This is a genomic window from Coleofasciculus sp., assembly GCF_046539235.1.
Classification (GTDB): Bacteria; Cyanobacteriota; Cyanobacteriia; order Cyanobacteriales; family Coleofasciculaceae; genus Coleofasciculus.
Genome location: NZ_JBKHHI010000120.1, coordinates 1 through 16355, shown reverse-complemented (window position 1 = coordinate 16355; position 16355 = coordinate 1). Strand labels below are relative to the sequence as shown.

At 44.8% G+C, this 16355-nt stretch carries 13 protein-coding genes; 6 read left to right on the top strand and 7 right to left on the bottom strand.

Annotation, left to right across the window (positions count from 1 at the left end; all coding sequences use genetic code 11):
• Window positions 1-23: 23 nt before the first annotated feature.
• Window positions 24-2627, bottom strand: a complete 2604-nt coding sequence (locus tag ACLFWI_RS13085; protein ID WP_446413297.1) for a GAF domain-containing protein — start codon at window positions 2625-2627, stop codon at window positions 24-26.
• 1423 nt (window positions 2628-4050) lie between these two features.
• On the opposite strand from ACLFWI_RS13085, the gene ACLFWI_RS13080 reads away from it, so the two are divergent.
• Complete coding sequence (locus tag ACLFWI_RS13080; protein ID WP_446342090.1) at window positions 4051-4278, top strand: indolepyruvate ferredoxin oxidoreductase subunit alpha; 228 nt, start codon at window positions 4051-4053, stop codon at window positions 4276-4278.
• A gap of 233 nt (window positions 4279-4511) precedes the next feature.
• Here ACLFWI_RS13080 and surE read toward each other — a convergent pair whose 3' ends face one another.
• The 6 genes from surE to ACLFWI_RS13050 all read right to left on the bottom strand — a co-directional run bounded on the left by surE (window position 4512) and on the right by ACLFWI_RS13050 (window position 10636).
• Window positions 4512-5321 carry a 5'/3'-nucleotidase SurE gene (surE, locus tag ACLFWI_RS13075; protein ID WP_446413296.1) on the bottom strand — a complete coding sequence of 270 codons (810 nt, stop codon included), beginning with the start codon at window positions 5319-5321 and terminating at the stop codon, window positions 4512-4514.
• Between the two features lie 350 nt (window positions 5322-5671).
• Complete coding sequence (locus ACLFWI_RS13070) at window positions 5672-7246, bottom strand: rhomboid family intramembrane serine protease (RefSeq protein WP_446413295.1); 1575 nt, start codon at window positions 7244-7246, stop codon at window positions 5672-5674.
• Between the two features lie 21 nt (window positions 7247-7267).
• A complete protein-coding gene (locus ACLFWI_RS13065) occupies window positions 7268-7444 on the bottom strand; it encodes a hypothetical protein (protein WP_446410790.1) in 177 nt (58 codons plus the stop codon).
• Between the two features lie 560 nt (window positions 7445-8004).
• Complete coding sequence (locus tag ACLFWI_RS13060) at window positions 8005-8739, bottom strand: PEP-CTERM sorting domain-containing protein (RefSeq protein ID WP_446413294.1); 735 nt, start codon at window positions 8737-8739, stop codon at window positions 8005-8007.
• 528 nt (window positions 8740-9267) lie between these two features.
• On the bottom strand, window positions 9268-9546 hold the full coding sequence (locus ACLFWI_RS13055) for a PEP-CTERM sorting domain-containing protein (protein WP_446413299.1): 279 nt from the start codon (window positions 9544-9546) through the stop codon (window positions 9268-9270).
• Window positions 9547-9892: 346 nt separating this feature from the next.
• The gene (locus ACLFWI_RS13050) at window positions 9893-10636 is read right to left on the bottom strand and encodes a PEP-CTERM sorting domain-containing protein (RefSeq protein WP_446413293.1); all 744 of its coding nucleotides are present in this window, start codon (window positions 10634-10636) and stop codon (window positions 9893-9895) included.
• 669 nt (window positions 10637-11305) lie between these two features.
• On the opposite strand from ACLFWI_RS13050, the gene ACLFWI_RS13045 reads away from it, so the two are divergent.
• From ACLFWI_RS13045 to ACLFWI_RS13025, 5 genes are all read left to right on the top strand, one after another.
• Window positions 11306-13243: a S9 family peptidase gene (locus ACLFWI_RS13045; protein ID WP_446413292.1), complete on the top strand. Its 1938-nt coding sequence runs from the start codon at window positions 11306-11308 to the stop codon at window positions 13241-13243.
• Between the two features lie 246 nt (window positions 13244-13489).
• Window positions 13490-14635, top strand: a complete 1146-nt coding sequence (locus tag ACLFWI_RS13040; RefSeq protein ID WP_446413291.1) for an RNA-guided endonuclease TnpB family protein — start codon at window positions 13490-13492, stop codon at window positions 14633-14635.
• Window positions 14636-14757: 122 nt separating this feature from the next.
• Complete coding sequence (locus tag ACLFWI_RS13035) at window positions 14758-15360, top strand: rhomboid family intramembrane serine protease (protein ID WP_446413298.1); 603 nt, start codon at window positions 14758-14760, stop codon at window positions 15358-15360.
• A 183-nt stretch (window positions 15361-15543) separates the two neighbouring features.
• Window positions 15544-15795 carry a TIGR02450 family Trp-rich protein gene (locus ACLFWI_RS13030; RefSeq protein WP_446413290.1) on the top strand — a complete coding sequence of 84 codons (252 nt, stop codon included), beginning with the start codon at window positions 15544-15546 and terminating at the stop codon, window positions 15793-15795.
• A gap of 99 nt (window positions 15796-15894) precedes the next feature.
• On the top strand, window positions 15895-16272 hold the full coding sequence (locus tag ACLFWI_RS13025; protein WP_446413289.1) for a hypothetical protein: 378 nt from the start codon (window positions 15895-15897) through the stop codon (window positions 16270-16272).
• Window positions 16273-16355: the final 83 nt, after the last annotated feature.

Sequence of the window (16355 nt, the reverse complement as noted above, 5' to 3'; positions counted from 1 at the left end):
GAATCCAAATTTGTGTCTGTCCCCTATTTTCTAGTCATCGTATGAACGCCATCCCAATAATCGGGAGGAGGATTATTCTGATAATGTTTAGCCCGTTCAATATGAATCAAAACTGGCTTATCATTAGGTTCAAATTGATAGGCTTGTTCAAAATAAACAATTGCCTTCGAGAAGTCGCGACTTATGTATGCCTGACGCCCTTTAGCATACAGATCTAAAAATTTGTGGGTGTTATCATTAAGAGGGGTATCGATATCTTGAATCAAATGATAAATGCTGACCGCTTGGTTTTTCCCCTTCACGCGGATTTTATCCAGTTCCCGCACCCAAACATTATGGCGACAGAGGTTATAGGTATATTCACTAATGATAATATCGCAACCATACTCTTTCGTAATACTTTCCAGGCGGGCGCTGAGGTTCACACCATCTCCGATAACCGTGTAGTCCATGCGTTTGTGGGAACCAATATTACCCGACACCACTTCTCCCGAACTAATTCCAATCCCAATATGAATTAAAGGTTGGCGATTTCGCATCCGAGGTTCATTAAACTTGGCTAAACGCCAACGCATATCTAAGGCGGATTGAACCGCCATCCAGCCATGATTTTCTTTTAACGCCAAGGGAGCGCCAAAAACTGCCATCAGTGCATCACCAATAAATTTATCTAAGGTTCCTTTATGCTCAAATACCGATTCGACCATTGTTTCAAAGTATTTATTCAGTAGCGATACAACTTCCGACGCTCCCAAATTTTCGGTTAAAGTCGTATACCCCCGAATATCTGAAAATAAAATAGTTACATCCTTTTTACTTCCCTGCATCAGCGCATCTTCACCTAAGGCTAAGACTTCATCCGCCACCTCTGGAGTCATGTAGCGATACATGGTTGTTTTCAGCCGCTTTTCTCGACTAATATCTTCTAATACAACCAGACCACCTCGCACCATTCCTTGGGGATTGGTTAGCGGATTAACTGTTAAATTAATACTCCGTTCAATAGGTTGGACTTGCTGTTTAGACAGGTAACCTAAAGACCCAGAATTATCATAGTCTTCATTCCACAAACTATAAGTTTTTGGGTCATCGCTTTTGGGAATAGCTAAGAGATAAAGATGAGTATCATCATGGGATTGGCAATAGGGGGGAATATTCGGTATTTCTATCTCTTCCAGGGGACATTGAAACAGACCGACCATTAAATTTTGTTCGGGAAGGTAATGCTTCGCCCCCGTAGTTAGGCTGTCTTGTAACCGAAATTGGAGATGTTCAATTGGTACAACATCCCAGACATAGCGATTGGTGAGTTTTTCCTCCCACAAGTGACGGTTTCGATTATCAAGTTGTTGTAAGGGACATCCCAGTAATCCTAGCGCCGCATCATTAATTGTCACAATTCGTCCCTGCATATCGGTAGAAATAACCGCATCAGAAAGGCTTTGCAGGATATCTTTTTGATATTGCTTTTCGATCAGAACATTTTCAAAAAGTTTGGCATTCTCTAGGGCAATTCCCGCTTGAATATTAAAAGCCCGCATAAACTCTTCATCGGAGGTGGTGAAGCTGCCTTGATTTTTATTAATCAATTGAGTCACACCAATTAATTCGCCACCCGAGTTAAAGACAGGCATACAGAGAATATTACGGGTGACATAGCCTGTTTTTTTGTCCGTCGTTGGATCAAAGCGAGGATCTTTATAAGCATCGGCAATATTCAAAGGTTGACCCGTAGACGCCACATAACCGGCAATTCCCCGATTGGCTGAGATCCGGATTTCTACAATCTCTTTGCCATCAGCCGTCGCGACCTTACTCCACAGTTCCCCATCATCTTTACTTAGCATAAATAACGTGGAGCGGTCTGCTTGCATTAACTCCCGCGCTTGATCCATGACTAGACGTAGTGTGGCTTCTAGGTCTAAACTTTGACCCAGGTACTGGGTTGCCTTCAGGAGGGCGGCGGCACCGCGTTGGTTACGGGCTGCCATGTAGAATGATTGGCAGGTTTCTAGGATAATGCCAATCGAGGCGGCAAAGTCACGGAAGCGCTGTTCATCTTCTTCGTCAAATGGTACACCCCCAGCTTTATTCAATAGCTGGACGACAGCGACAATCTTTTTATTGCTGCTGACAATAGGCATACACAAGAGTGAATTGGTATGATAGCCCGGAGATTCGTCAACTTCAGGATTAAACAGGGGATGGTTATAGGCTTCGGTGATATTGAGTGATTCGCCCGTCGTCGCCACATGACCCGCTAAACCCACATTTAGAGGAATGCGAACCTCCTTAGCCGCCTTGTCCTCACCAGAGGGAATTTTTGCCCAAAGCTGGTCTTTGTCACCATCAACCAGGAAGATAGTAGTACGCTCAGCTTGTAGGAGTTGACCAATTTTTAGGGTAAACGCCTCCATCACCTGCTCCAGCATAGTTTCCAGCGCTTCATGGTTAATCATTTCCAGCGCCCGCAGAAATTGCTGAAATTCGGCGGTGATGAAGTCGAGTAGGCAGATAAATTCGGGAAGGGATAGGTCTTTAACTCGATGAGTTAGGACGCTAGTACGATTGAGTTGGGTTAACTGGGTCAATGTAGCAAGAACGCTACCGGCATTAGACAGTGTCATAGTATTCGCTGTTGAACAGCTACTTTTTGCTCTGGCTGTCAGACGCACTCTCATGCACGTCTGGTTGAGGAATGCAGTCTGGGTAAAACAAATAAGCGCAGCGATATCGGTGAAAATTGAAAAACGCTTCCGTTTTCCGTTAATTTAGACCAATCTCAATTTTAGACAAATTTATCTGCCTGAGTTGTTATTTGTCATTTATGCTTTGTCCTTTGTCATTTCCTCTTACCTATTGCCTCTATTGTCTCATCCTTGTGTCCTCACTCTATATCCAGAGAGATTCTTGCTGGCTGAGTTGAGGATTCGCCCTTAAATAATTCTCAACTCAGTTACAGGTATACGCCAACCACTCAAGCCAGAGGGAGCATCTGCTCCATATCCCACCCAATAACGGGATGATCATCACTATATCTCTACTCTCTACCAGCTCCCTGATCTCCCTTTGTCGGGAGGCTCCCCGACGCCTCCGCCTCCCTATCCAGAATTTACATCCCTAAAGACGCCCTGCCCGTTGCTCATCTGGCAAGATGCGATCGCAGATGACCCATAGATGTTCTGGCTCATTTAGCTTGGTTCGCCAATTTTTCAGGATGCGATCGCATACCAATTTTTCGACCCCTTCCTCTTCTTCTCCTGTGCCGATAGTATCAGAAGTTAAAGTGATGAGTTACCTCTTCTATGTTTAGGTTGATAAATCACGCTTATGCTTCAGCCCAACTTTGCCGTGCCAAGCCGCCACCCAGGTCTTTATTAACTCGAAGATCAGGTATTATATTCACCAGGTTGAAAGTAAAGTTAATAGGTGTCCTCAAAATGCTGCATTATGCTCATTCATTTTGAGGTCATTAGTTTTGCCGAGGTATCGGCACATTTGAATAGTCAATACTTTTGGGAGACGGGAAGATTATGTCAATCGGTGAATTGATCAGCACTCTGGTGGGAGTATTCGTGTTTGGGACACTATGGTATTTTTTCAACCGACGACAATACTCAACCCAAAAAGAACTGATGATCAATACGATCGTCACTACTCTTATCTTTGCTGTTGTGTTTGGTCTTTTACAAGTTCTGCTTTAGTTACTTTCAACAAGCTCTGAGTCTAGTTCGTTAGCTTCGGTTTCAACAGGGGCAGGAAGATCAACTATTGGGTTCTAGCTGATGTGATTGCCGAGGTCATAGGTGGAATTGAGAAAATGCGAAGTAGCACTTAACTTGCTATCTCATGTTACGTCTCAATAGGTTACCTAGACTGGAGCACGTTGTTTTAGTCTCAGGGTCGTAGCTAGCTCAGTCTCATTCCTGCTAAAGACATAGATTTTGGTGAAAGTTAATCGGCTATCTCATGCATTAACATAAAAGGTATGGGGAATTACCCGTTCCAAAATGACGTTTGCCATGTCATGTAACTACGAGAGGGAATAGCGTGTCTCACACTATTGTTACGGAAACCTGTGAAGGGGTTGCAGATTGCGTCGAAGCTTGTCCAGTTGCTTGCATTCACCCTGGTCCCGGCAAAAATGTCAAGGGGACAGACTGGTATTGGATTGATTTCGATACCTGTATCGATTGTGGTATATGCTTACAGGTATGTCCTGTAGAAGGCGCGATCGTTCCGGAAGAGCGACCGGAGTTGCAGAAAACGCCCCAATAAATTAGGGCTTGCTGAATAAATTGTGGTGGGGGTAGGGAGCAGGGGAAGCAATGTAGAGACGTAGCATGCTACGTCTGGGAGCAGGGGAAGCAGGGGGAGCCATAGTACGGTAGGGAATCACCGTCCTTGTAGGGCGGTGAGGATGTCAATTATAGCAGTAGACACATCGATTAGGACTTTCGGCACCATTGTAGAGACGTTCCATGCAACGTCTGGAACATAAATGATGTGTCCTAACCGCTATGGCGGTTGCTATAAAACTCTATACTCTGCAAACTAGAGACGCCAGCAATATCCGTCAGGTTGTATTGCAGGGGGGTAATGGCAATATAGTTTTCCTTAACGGCTTGAACATCGGTAGCTAAATCGGGGGGAAGATGGGAATGGGGAGGTTGTTCTATATCCTCAATCACTTCACCCGCTAGCCAATAATAGGTTTTACCCCGTGGATCAACTCGTTTCTCAAAGGTGTCGAAATAACGACGAATTCCTTGGCGGGTAACCTTAACCCCAGCAATTTCCGCCTGACTCACAGGCGGGATATTAACATTAAGTAACATGACTTTGGCTAGGGGCTGCACAGAGAGTCGCTCAATCAGGCTTTTGGCAAATGTGGCTGCAACATGAAACTCCTTTGACGTGTAGCTAGTCAGACTGAAGGCAATGCTGGGAATTCCTTCTAACACCCCTTCCATGGCGGCGGAAACCGTGCCAGAGTAAAGGATATCGGTTCCCAAGTTAGAACCGTGGTTAATCCCAGATAGGACAAAATCGGGGGGATCATCAATTAATGCTCCCAATGCTAACTTTACACAATCTGAGGGAGTTCCGGAACAAGACCAAGCTTTAACCGCCGGGTGAAAAATCGTATCAATCGCTTCGGCGCGAATGGGATCATGGAGGGTTAAACCATGACCCGTTGCCGATCGCTCTCGATCTGGACAAACGACGGTAACATCATGACCCGCTTGTGCCAGTGTATCAGCCAAGGTGCGAATACCCAAGGCAAAAATTCCGTCATCGTTGCTGATCAGCAATTTCATCAAATTCCGTGTGACTCCTGACTACTTAGTCATCGAACGAACTATCCCCTTGTACTTCCAGCAATTCTTCCCAAGAACAACCAAACGTTTCCTTTATCCTGCACACAGTATCCATGTTTACCTTGCCCAAGGATTGCAGGGCGTAACGCCTCTATAGTATATAATCATCTTTGGCAAACAAAAAAGCAATTGCCCAGAGTGCTAAGCGCTTACTAGGCAATCGCCGTCATTTCCATTTACACCAAATCTGATGAAGTCACTCTCTTCTTAACTTGGGTACTTTTCCTTCTACCCTTTCTGCCCTCTGCCTTGTCCCTACCCAAACGGGGGTAATTAACCCGGATTTAGTATTACTTATGGTACAGCAGAAGCCCTACCAAAAAACCGATGATTAAGCCTGACGTGTGACCCGTGACACTGACTTGAGGAATTGATAAGTCAAAGACGACTTGAAAGGCAATAATAAATAAAATAAACCGTAAGCGACGAGACGCTAAACGCGATTTTTCACGCCGCCATCCTTGAAGTAAAATAGCCGCCGTTGCGCCCACAATCCCCATCACGGAACCGGATGCCCCAACCACAAATTGCGCCTCAGAGTATCCGAAATGAGTGGCTAGAGATACCACCAACATCGAACCAACACCACAACTGAGGTAAAGCAGCAAATATCGCCACCCGGAGAGCGCATATTCGACAAAGGGTCCAAGGATATAAAGACCCAGCATATTCATTAATAGATGCAGAAATCCAAAGTGCAAAAACGTTGAGGTTAATAACCGCCACCAAGCACCGTCAAGAACTTCCTCTGGTACTAAGGCGCCGAGTTTGTATAAAACTTGCGGATTTTCACTTCCGCCAAAGTGAATTTCCCATCCAAATACAATCAGGTTTAATCCAATAATTGCCCAAGTCGTATAGGCTCTAGAACCCAGGAATCGTTCTCTGGAACCGTATCGCATCTGATGTTGGAGATTGAGTGTAAGTCGTGCTAGAATCTGCTGAGAATGTTGAGTCAAAACAGCATCAGGGTTGACAGGTGACTGGGATAAACGAGCTTGAATCGCATGGCGATAGAGTCCAGTATGGCGGTTAGAAATAGCCAAGAGTTGCTGACGTGCTTCCTCTACCTCTCCCGCCGCCCAATCCGTCGTAGCCAGCCAAAATCGGCGAATGTAATTGGGATAAAATGCTAAGGGTCCAGTGAGCAATTGGGCTACCTGGACTTTTTGACCGCAAAAGGCAAAGGCAAATAAATAAGCTTGACTTTGATTGATGCCGCGATCGCTTCGTTCTAAGATACGTTCAAACTGATCGAGTTGGGTGAGCAAACGATTTAAGTCCCCCATCTCTGCCAACGCTCTCAGGTAGTACAGAATCAGACTGGGATCATGTTCTAGGGCGGTCTGTGATACGTTGGTTTCAATCCACTCCCGCAACTCTTGCCAACGCGCCTCCATTTTATAGAGGGTGGCGATGGTGTGTCGCACCAGAGGGCGATTGGTGTTTTTGTAGCGGTTAATAATCGCCGTGGCTTCAACCGTTGAACCCTGCTTCAATTGTTCCAGGGTGTCCAACAATTCAGCAAATTGACGCCAATTTTGGGCGGGGTGTAGCCAACAGAGGAGTTTACCCAGTCGGCTAGCTGCACCAAAGCGTTCCTGATATGCCAGTTGATTCATGAGTCTAAATCCCAGAATCGGCATTAAAATCAACAAGCCCCACAATCCCCCACCAATCCAGCCTGCATTCTCTGGAGTGAGGACATACAAAACAGCAGTGATGGCTAACACCAAGCCGGAAACAATCATCCAGCTACGGATATACAAGGCTGAATCCGAAACACTAGCACGACGGATTCCGACGATAATGTTCAGAATGCAGGAGGTGCAGACAATCCAGAGGAGTAACTGATTAATATCCATTTCTGGCGATTGGCTATCGGGCTAGGAGGATTTGGCGAAATCCACCTTTTCAACCATAACCCGATCCAAGACGCGATCGCGGTTGTGGGAATTATCGGGTTTGGGGTTGTAGGGATTATCGGGTTCGCGGTTGTGGGGATTGTAGGGGTTGTAGGGATTGTAGGGGCGAGTCGCTGAACCAATATTGAGGTGTGACAATTAACCTGTCTCGACTCGCCCCAGTCTACATGCAGATGGTGTTAAATAATTTCTGATACCTGATGCCGGGTTACCCGCTAAGATGAATGGGTTGCTTGTGTGAATTTTTTCAGGGGTAATCCCAATATTATTGGTCTTGAATTGCCGATATCACGCGGAGGGCGACCCGATCAAATTGATCGGTTGGTTCTCCTATTTTAATACAGCGGGTCGCCCCTACAGATGTTGCCAACACATGGACAGCAAAGAAAAATCCGCCCTACCAACTGGGTGGTTAACGACGGTGAAAGTTCATCTGCCTTCACGCTATGGCAGATCAAGAATGCTTGCTAGCTCAAATCCTTATCCGGACTGGGTGACGCCTTAGGATTACTATCCTTGATCAGAATCCGTGGCAATTCCGTAAATATACGGAGAAAATAGTCCGGCGATCGCGTTCATTTCTAACAAGTCCTGCTGAGGACGCGATCAGAGTAGAGACGTTGCATGCAACGTCTCTACAACTAACGTTGCGCCATATACCATAAAAAGTCAGGACGATACATGGTTAACGCGGCTGTTTACTTTTGGTTGTTCTTTTTCCGCGAATGTTCTTTCTTGAAGGCGACGCCAAATCCTAAAGCAGCCGCTGAACCCAGGATGGTCAGGGGTTCGGGAACCGGGGCATATTCTTGGTCAATCGTGGTCATATTCGATAAACCTGTACCCGGTTCACTGTTCATACTAATCTGCTTGAGTACCTGAAACTGAGTGACAGACCTATCAAAGACCACCGAGTCGGCGAGGAAAGGAACATTATTGTCTCTAATATTATCGGCAAAGAGGCGTCCAACTTCATTACCATTTCTATCTGACACCGTATCAGTCACTTCAACTCGTCCAGAATCGACCACAGCATCAAAACTTAGGTAAGACTTCTGAATGGGTCTTGTGGACTCTACATCATAGCTGATGTCTAAATCAATTCTGTAGCCATCTTCCGCTCGGAAAAAGTCATTAATCTGTAATCCTGGACTATGAGATGAGGTTCCTGGTCCTACCCCAATTTGGAAGGGACTAATAGGACGCACATGACCATCGGTAAATAGCTTGTCACAAGTCGCATTAGGGTCACTGTAATCCTGACAAGTATACGCAAAGGTGAAATTGCTAAAGGTCATATACTCATCTTGGACAGTGCCGTTATCTCGGATTAATTCTCCTAATGATACGGCTTGCGCTGGATGGGTTACCAATCCCAAAACTGCGGTAGCGCTGGCGGCACAGGCGATGGCGATTGCACTTAGACGGTTCATACTGAACTTCTCCTTAATATCACGAAGTTGACGAAAGTCCACAAAGTAAGTTAGTATGAGCCAGTATAAATAAGAAACAATATTTGAAAGCTGGCGGCTAAAGATAAGAATAGATTCTGAACCTGAGAAAAGCTTACTCAAAGCGTTCAATCTATTCAAAATCAGAAGGTTAATTCCTTCCCAACGAAGCCGCCTTTTTGTTTAGACTGGCTTAACTACTAACCGTTTATCTACTTTCTAAGTTTATATCCTATTTATTTAACTGGAAAGTATTTATGCTTATCTTGACTGAATCTTTATCTAAAAAAGTTTTTGCTTAATCAAGGCTTTATGAAGTTTTGTGTTGACTTGAGTGCTTTTCACGACCTACAAGACTAGCGTAATTCTGTCTCGGTTTTGATAATTTACAATTAATTGGTTAATCTAAAATTGCCCATTCCACAAAAAACCGCCCCAGCAACTGAGAGATTAAGGGCGGTAAAAGTCCAATGAGTAAATTGTTAGATTCTTTGCCTATCGGGGCAAAGCTTAAGTTTTATGCTTCCGCGAATGCTCTTTTTTCAAGGCGACGCCAAACCCTAAAGCCGCGACTGAACCCAGGATGGTCAGGGGTTCAGGGACAGCATGTCCCTGCTCAATGGTTGTCATCGTGGGTATACCCGTACCCGGTAAACTGGTCAGATTAATATCCTTGAGAACCTGAAACTGAGTGACGGGTGTATCGAAGACATCCGAGTCTCCTAGGTCAGGAACATTATTCCTTGTGATATTATCCGCGAAAAGTTGTCCAATGGGATTACCATTCATATCTGACACCGTCTCAATGATTTCGACTTGTCCCGAATCTAAAACAGCATCAAAATCTAGGTGAAGGGATTGATTGGACGCAGATGACCCACTACCTGATTGCTTGGTTTAGAAAGTGTTTATACTTACTTTTAGTAAATCTTTATATAAAATTATAAAAAAAGCCGCCCGACCCATGGCGGGTTAAGGGCGGTAAAATTTTCGGAACTGAACGGTTTCATTTTTGGCGATCAGGGCAAGGATTGGGCTAATAGCTAATTGCTATCTCACCAAATTTTACCTACACCGACTTCGCCTAAATCAAGTGGGATTATGCTCCTTGACCGTACAGGGTTGAGGTCACTTTTTACTTCTGGCTTTTCTTCCTCGACTGCTCTTTCTTAAAGGCGACGCCAAACCCTAAAGCAGCCGCTGAACCCAGGATTGTTAGAGGTTCGGGGACAGAAGAATATTCCTGGTCAACTGTCGTCATATTGGATAAACCCGTACCAATTTCACTGGTCAGATTAATATCCTTGAGTATCTGAAACTCATAGACAGATTTACTGAAGGAACCCGATGTGGCTAGGTCAGGAACCTTATTATTCGGATCTTGCTTCTCTGTGATATTATCGGCAAAGAGTTGTCCAATGGGATTACCGTTCATATCTGACGCCGTCTCAATGATTTCGACTTGTCCAGAATCTAAAACGGAATCAAAACTTAGGTGAAACTTATCGATGGGTTTCGTGGATTTTACATCATAGCTGAGAGCTATATCAATTCCGTAGCCATCCTCAGCTCTGAAAAAGTCATTAAACCGTATTCCTGGACCGTGAGGAGTGGTTGCTGGACCGACTCCAATTTGGAAAGCACTGGTTGGACGAATATGACCTGCGGCAAATAAATCGTCACACGTCGCATTAGAGTTATTGAAATCCAGACAAGCAACTTGCATGTTGAAATTGCTAAACGTCAGATGCTCATCTGTGAAAGTACCATTACTTTCGATTAATTCTCCTAATGATGCGGCTTGAGCCGGACTGGTCAACAATCCTAAGGCAGTTGTGCTAGCTGCACAGGCGATCGCGATTAAACTTAGACGGTTCATACTGAACTTCTCCTTATGTCATCAAGTTGACGAAAGTACACAAAGTGAGTTAGTATGAGCCAGTAGATGTTAATAAAAATATCTTTAGAACTGGCGGCTAAGATATAGATTCTGAACCGGGAAAGTTAAATCAAGGGTTCAGGCTATTGAAAAGAGAAGGTTAAAACCTTTCAGAGAGAGTCGCCTTGTTTCTATGACTGGCTAAAATACTAACCATTTATCTAGTTATTTAGTTTATACCCAATTTATTTGCCTGGGAAGTATTTTCACTTATCTTTACTGAATCTTTATAGAAAAAGTTCTTGACTTCATCAAAGCTTTATAATGATTCGTGTATTGTATCGTAACTTTTTTTACTTAAATTTAGAAGAGGGCGAGGACGGGGGATGTGGGGCTAATGTATCTTGATAGTGCTGTAACCACCTTTTTGCCTGGGCTTGACAAACAGGACGCTGATTCCGTAAAACTACGTAAAGCATGGCAAGCTATCATGTATTGGAATAAGCCTATTGTACGGAGGAAAGCCTGTTGGTTATTGTGCCAAACTATTGATGGATAAATACGAAGGGATTTTAAAAAAGAGATTTCAGTTTGATTCCAAATGTAAACATCTATATTAAAACTAGATATTAGTTTATAAAGGTTGGCAAAACCCAGAGACAATTAACAATGACTCAACCACAAATTACTCCCTACGGTTCCTGGAACTCTCCCATCGCCGCCGAACTCATTGTGGCGGGTACGATTGGTTTGGGAAGTATCGCCCTTGATGGTACGAATACCTACTGGATAGAAGCACGACCCATGGAAGCGGGACGTAATGTGATTGTACGACGTCAGGCGAATGGCGCGATCGCAGATATTACCCCCTCTCCTCTTAATGTGCGTACTCGCGTTCATGAATATGGAGGGGGTGCTTATACGGTTAAGGATGGGATTATTTATTTTGCCAATTATCAGGATCAGCGCCTTTACCAGCAGACGGGTGATACAGAACCTCAACCCATCACCCCAGAGTCAGGGAGAACTCTCCGCTATGCTGATCTGGTAATTGATTCTCAGCGACAACGGCTGATTTGTGTGCGCGAAGATCACAGCAGTGAAGGTGCAGAACCCGTTAACACCTTAGTCAGTATTCCTTTAAACAATAGTGACTCTATCCAAATTATTGCGGCGGGACATGACTTCTACGCCTCACCCCGATTAAGTCCGGATGGTTCTCAGTTAGCCTGGTTGAGTTGGAATCATCCTAATATGCCATGGGATGGGACACAACTGTGGGTGGCGTCGATTCAAGACGATGGATTATTGGGTGAAGCTAAATGTATTGCAGGTGGAGTGGAGGAGTCAATCTTTCAACCCGAATGGTCACCAGATGGTGTATTATACTTTGTTTGTGATCGGACAGGGTGGTGGAATCTTTATCGCTGGAATCAGCAAGCAGTAGAACCTCTGTGTGAAATGGAGGCTGAGTTTGGTCTTCCCCAGTGGGTGTTTGGCATGTCTACTTATGGCATTTCATCCCGCGATCGCCTAATCTGTGCTTATACTGTCCAAGGTCGATGGCGCTTGGGGAGTATCGATCTACAGACGAAACAGTTAAACCCGATTGAAACCCCTTATACCAGTATTTCATCGGTGCAAGTGACAGAAAATCGCGTTGTCTTTATTGGCGGTTCTGCAACCGAACCCACTGCGGTGGTACAAATGGATTTAGCTAGCCAACAGATAGAAGTTCTGCGTCAATCGACAACATTAGAGATAGATAAAGGATACCTCTCCATACCCGAGGCGATCGCATTTCCCACCGAAAACGGTCAAACCGCTTACGGCTTCTTCTATCCCCCGCAAAATAAAGACTATCAAGCGCCCGAAACCGAGAAACCGCCTCTGATTGTCAAAAGTCACGGTGGACCGACTGCATCCACATCCAGTACCTTTAATCTCAAGATTCAATATTGGACAAGTCGCGGCTTTGCCTTCTTAGATGTTAACTATGGCGGAAGTACAGGGTATGGACGCGAGTATCGCCAACGCCTCCAGAATCAGTGGGGAATAGTCGATGTCGATGACTGCGCCAATGGTGCAAAATACCTAGCTGAACAAGGATTCGTCGATGGAGAACGGTTAGCGATCGCAGGCGGTAGCGCTGGGGGGTATACTACATTAGCCGCCCTTACCTTCCGGGATGTGTTTAAAGCCGGGGCGAGTTATTACGGCGTCAGTGACTTGGAAACCCTAGCCACCGACACCCATAAATTTGAATCCCGTTACCTAGATGGATTAATTGGTCCCTATCCAGAACGCCAAGACTTGTACAAAGCGCGATCGCCCATTCATTTTACCGAAAAATTGTCCTGTCCGGTGATTTTCTTCCAAGGGTTAGAGGATAAAGTGGTTCCCCCCAATCAAGCTGAGACAATGGTAGAGGCGTTAAAAGCAAAGGGATTACCCGTAGCATACATCACCTACCCCGAAGAACAGCATGGATTCCGACGGGCGGAAAACATCAAGCGCACCTTGGAAGCCGAGTTATACTTTTATTCACGGATATTCGGGTTTGAGTTAGCCGAACCCATTGAACCCGTCGCGATCGACAATTTTTAACCCATAATTTATCAGGAAATTAAACTGTAGGGGCGGGTTTAGGGATTCAATTAAGGGGGGAATTAATACCATGTCATCCAAAACCCGCCCTTCCAAAAAATTGCTGTCGGAGGATGTCACAGGAACTTGCTACCAAAACTTCTTAGAAGCTGAGAGCTACCCAACTTTTGCGTCGGGAAGAAAGCGACTCTGAGGATTTATCCTCCCGTATCCTACAACCTCTGTAGGATATGATAAAATTCTTATATGGCAAATTTAACGTTGACACTAAAACTACCTTTTTATCGACTCAATCAGGTTAAGGCACTAGAGTTTGAGCGCTTAACAGCGATTAATACTCAAGTGGCTAATGACTTGCTGCGAGTCGATAAAAATGAACGTAAGAAGTTGACGAGTGCCGACTTCAGACACATCGAAATTGGCTCAATGTGGATTAATCAGACTATCCGCAATTGCAGCGCAAAAACCAAGGTGAAGCATTTCCAGACTATGTGGATTGAGGTGAACAACCAAGGTTATAGAGTGCTAAAGTCGGGAGATTTGTACACCGTGTCTTTTAGCCTCTATCGAGGCAGGAAAGGCAGAATACCTCTTCAGGTTCATTCCGCCTCGCATAACGATGTTTTAGACAAACTTGTTAAGGGTGAAGCTAAGCTAGGTTCACTTAAGCTTTGTCAGTCCAAAAAAGGCATCTGGTATGCACTCATCTCTGTGTCTATGGACGTTCCGGATGCAGCAGGCGTGAAAGGTTGGATCGGAGTTGATAGAGGTCAAAATAATATTGCTGTCGCCGCCCTCCCCAAGAGCTTTGGCAAATTCTGGAAAGGTGGACGAGTCAAAGGATTGAGACGCCAGTTTCAACAAACTCGGAAACAGTTGCAGCAAGCCAAACAGCTCAAGGAAGTAAAGCGATTAGAGCAACGTGAAAGACGAATCATGACCCATATCAATCACGTTATTTCAAAAGAGTTGGTACAGCTTGCCAAGGATTTTGAGATGGGGTTGCGGTTTGAGGACTTGGGCGGCTGTAGGTCAACCATGAAACAGCGCAAAAAGACTAAATCAGACGCGGCACACAATCGTGATAGCTGGGCATTCTATCAGCTCGAATTGTTCACTCGATACAAAGCCATTCGTGCAGGTGTGCCTGTTGAATCGGTTCCGGCTCCTTATACCAGTAAGTCAGACCATCGTAATGGTGTGATCGGCAAACGAAATGGTGACTGGTTCAGAGGTTTTGATGGATATCGGTGCAATGCTGATTGGAATGCCTCTCAAAATATTGGGCAATGGCTTGGTTTTTCATGCCCTGTGTATCTTCAGGAGGCTGTAGCTGCAATGGCTATGGCTGATACAGAGGGTGGGGTCTATGACAGTCCCTTAATAGTGTGAACTGTCTAATCGGGTGGATTTATCCCCCGATTAGACAACCGCTAGAATCCCTTGTCTTTCAAGCAAGGGAGTGTCAACCTAGAACCATTAATACTCAACAATCTATCCCAGAAGGTCAAGCCATGAGTAACCGGGAAACCCGAAAACTTGTCCGTCAGGAAACCCAAGCCCTTGCCCGTGAAGTCAAAACCCAGGCTACCATTTTAGGCGGACTCGTCGCGGCGATGTGGGGTTTGGAACTGATTGATTTAATTATCTTCCAAGGCGCACTCGACAGCTATGGTATTTTACCCCGGACAATTATTGGGTTAAGGGGTATCCTATTTGCCCCATTTCTCCATGGTGGTTTACCTCACCTAATTGCTAATACGGTTCCCTTTCTCACCCTCGGCTGGTTCGTCATGTTACAAAAAACCAGCGACTTTTTTATTGTCACTGCCATCACCATGGTTGTCAGTGGTTTAGGGGTATGGCTGATTGGTTCTTCCGGTGTTCACATTGGCGCTAGCGGTCTAGTTTTTGGCTATCTGGGTTTTCTACTATTGCGTGGTTATTTTCAACGCAATATTCCCTCTATTTTGCTTTCCCTTATTGTGGGATTTCTCTATGGAGGCGCAATTTGGGGTGTTTTACCAACGGTTCCTGGTGTATCCTGGGAAGGACATTTATTTGGTTTTATTGGTGGAATTGTGGCTGCACGCTTGTTATCTCAGCCTAAGGGATGAGGAATGGGGAAGATGGGGGAGATGAGGGAGATGAGGGAGATGAGGGAGATGGGGGAATTAATTCAACACTTGATCGGGGCGGGTTTAGTTACCTTTGGGTTAAGTAAGAAATGATAATAGTGAAACCCGCCCCTACACACCGCCGCCGAAAGTCGTGAAGGGTCAATATTTTCCCAATTATTAATGGCAAAAGAAAAATTCCCTTATCTGGTTGGTTCTAAATGGACAGCGACGCAACAAACCTGGGGTTGGCGACATTTTAAAGTAGTTAACCGCAAAAATCAGGGTCAATGGGTTTTTGCCGAAATGGTGGCATCCTGTGATCCTACGGTTCGCTTTTGGCTGAATGCTAAACAACTTAAAGACCGTTCTTTGTGGAAACCAGGTTGGCAGTCTTTACAAGAAATGAAGGAAATAGAAGAGGATGAATTATAAAGTGAGAGGTTGGCTGGAGGGAAAAAACAGTTCAATGAATACTCAATAGGATAAAAATATCCCGATCCTATGAAAATATTGTTGCTCAGGTAAGGTCTTATGAAAATTAATTCGTCAAAGTTGATTATTGCTTTAGCTTTCATCATTTTCCCGCTGAGTTGTGCGGCTTCTAGCGGTGGTAGAGTCTGCCAATATAATCCTGAGTCGGGTAAACCCAATCCTTTGGGAATGAGAGCATATATTACCATTACAGAAGACGAAGGAAGTACGATTGTCACTTATGAACAGTTTCCCTCAACTGTTGATGAAAATATTACTCTGACAACGAAACGGGAACTTACATTTCATGATACTCCCTTGGACACAGCGCGGGTTATTCTTCTGCAAAACAAGAATTACTATTCTGAGTTAGTGGGGTATGATGACCCCGAAGGATTTGCCCCTGTTAATGAAGTACTAACCTGTGAGTCAAAGTGATGGGAGGTTACATTTTAATATCTAAAGGAAAAATGAGCGTAGTCGAAGAGCCAATTGTCTGGGCGGGTTTAGGGATAATTTGT

Bases quoted from the DNA above. Each gene is read 5' to 3' on its own strand.
- ACLFWI_RS13055 (WP_446413299.1), bottom strand. From the start codon at position 9,546: ATGAATGGTAATCCCATTGGACAACTTTTCGCGGATAATATCACAAGG.
- ACLFWI_RS13085 (WP_446413297.1), bottom strand. From the start codon at position 2,627: ATGACACTGTCTAATGCCGGTAGCGTTCTTGCTACATTGACCCAGTTA.
- ACLFWI_RS13035 (WP_446413298.1), top strand. From the start codon at position 14,758: ATGAGTAACCGGGAAACCCGAAAACTTGTCCGTCAGGAAACCCAAGCC.
- ACLFWI_RS13070 (WP_446413295.1), bottom strand. From the start codon at position 7,246: ATGGATATTAATCAGTTACTCCTCTGGATTGTCTGCACCTCCTGCATT.
- ACLFWI_RS13050 (WP_446413293.1), bottom strand. From the start codon at position 10,636: ATGAACCGTCTAAGTTTAATCGCGATCGCCTGTGCAGCTAGCACAACT.
- ACLFWI_RS13060 (WP_446413294.1), bottom strand. From the start codon at position 8,739: ATGAACCGTCTAAGTGCAATCGCCATCGCCTGTGCCGCCAGCGCTACC.
- ACLFWI_RS13040 (WP_446413291.1), top strand. From the start codon at position 13,490: ATGGCAAATTTAACGTTGACACTAAAACTACCTTTTTATCGACTCAAT.
- ACLFWI_RS13045 (WP_446413292.1), top strand. From the start codon at position 11,306: ATGACTCAACCACAAATTACTCCCTACGGTTCCTGGAACTCTCCCATC.
- ACLFWI_RS13025 (WP_446413289.1), top strand. From the start codon at position 15,895: ATGAAAATTAATTCGTCAAAGTTGATTATTGCTTTAGCTTTCATCATT.
- ACLFWI_RS13030 (WP_446413290.1), top strand. From the start codon at position 15,544: ATGGCAAAAGAAAAATTCCCTTATCTGGTTGGTTCTAAATGGACAGCG.
- surE (WP_446413296.1), bottom strand. From the start codon at position 5,321: ATGAAATTGCTGATCAGCAACGATGACGGAATTTTTGCCTTGGGTATT.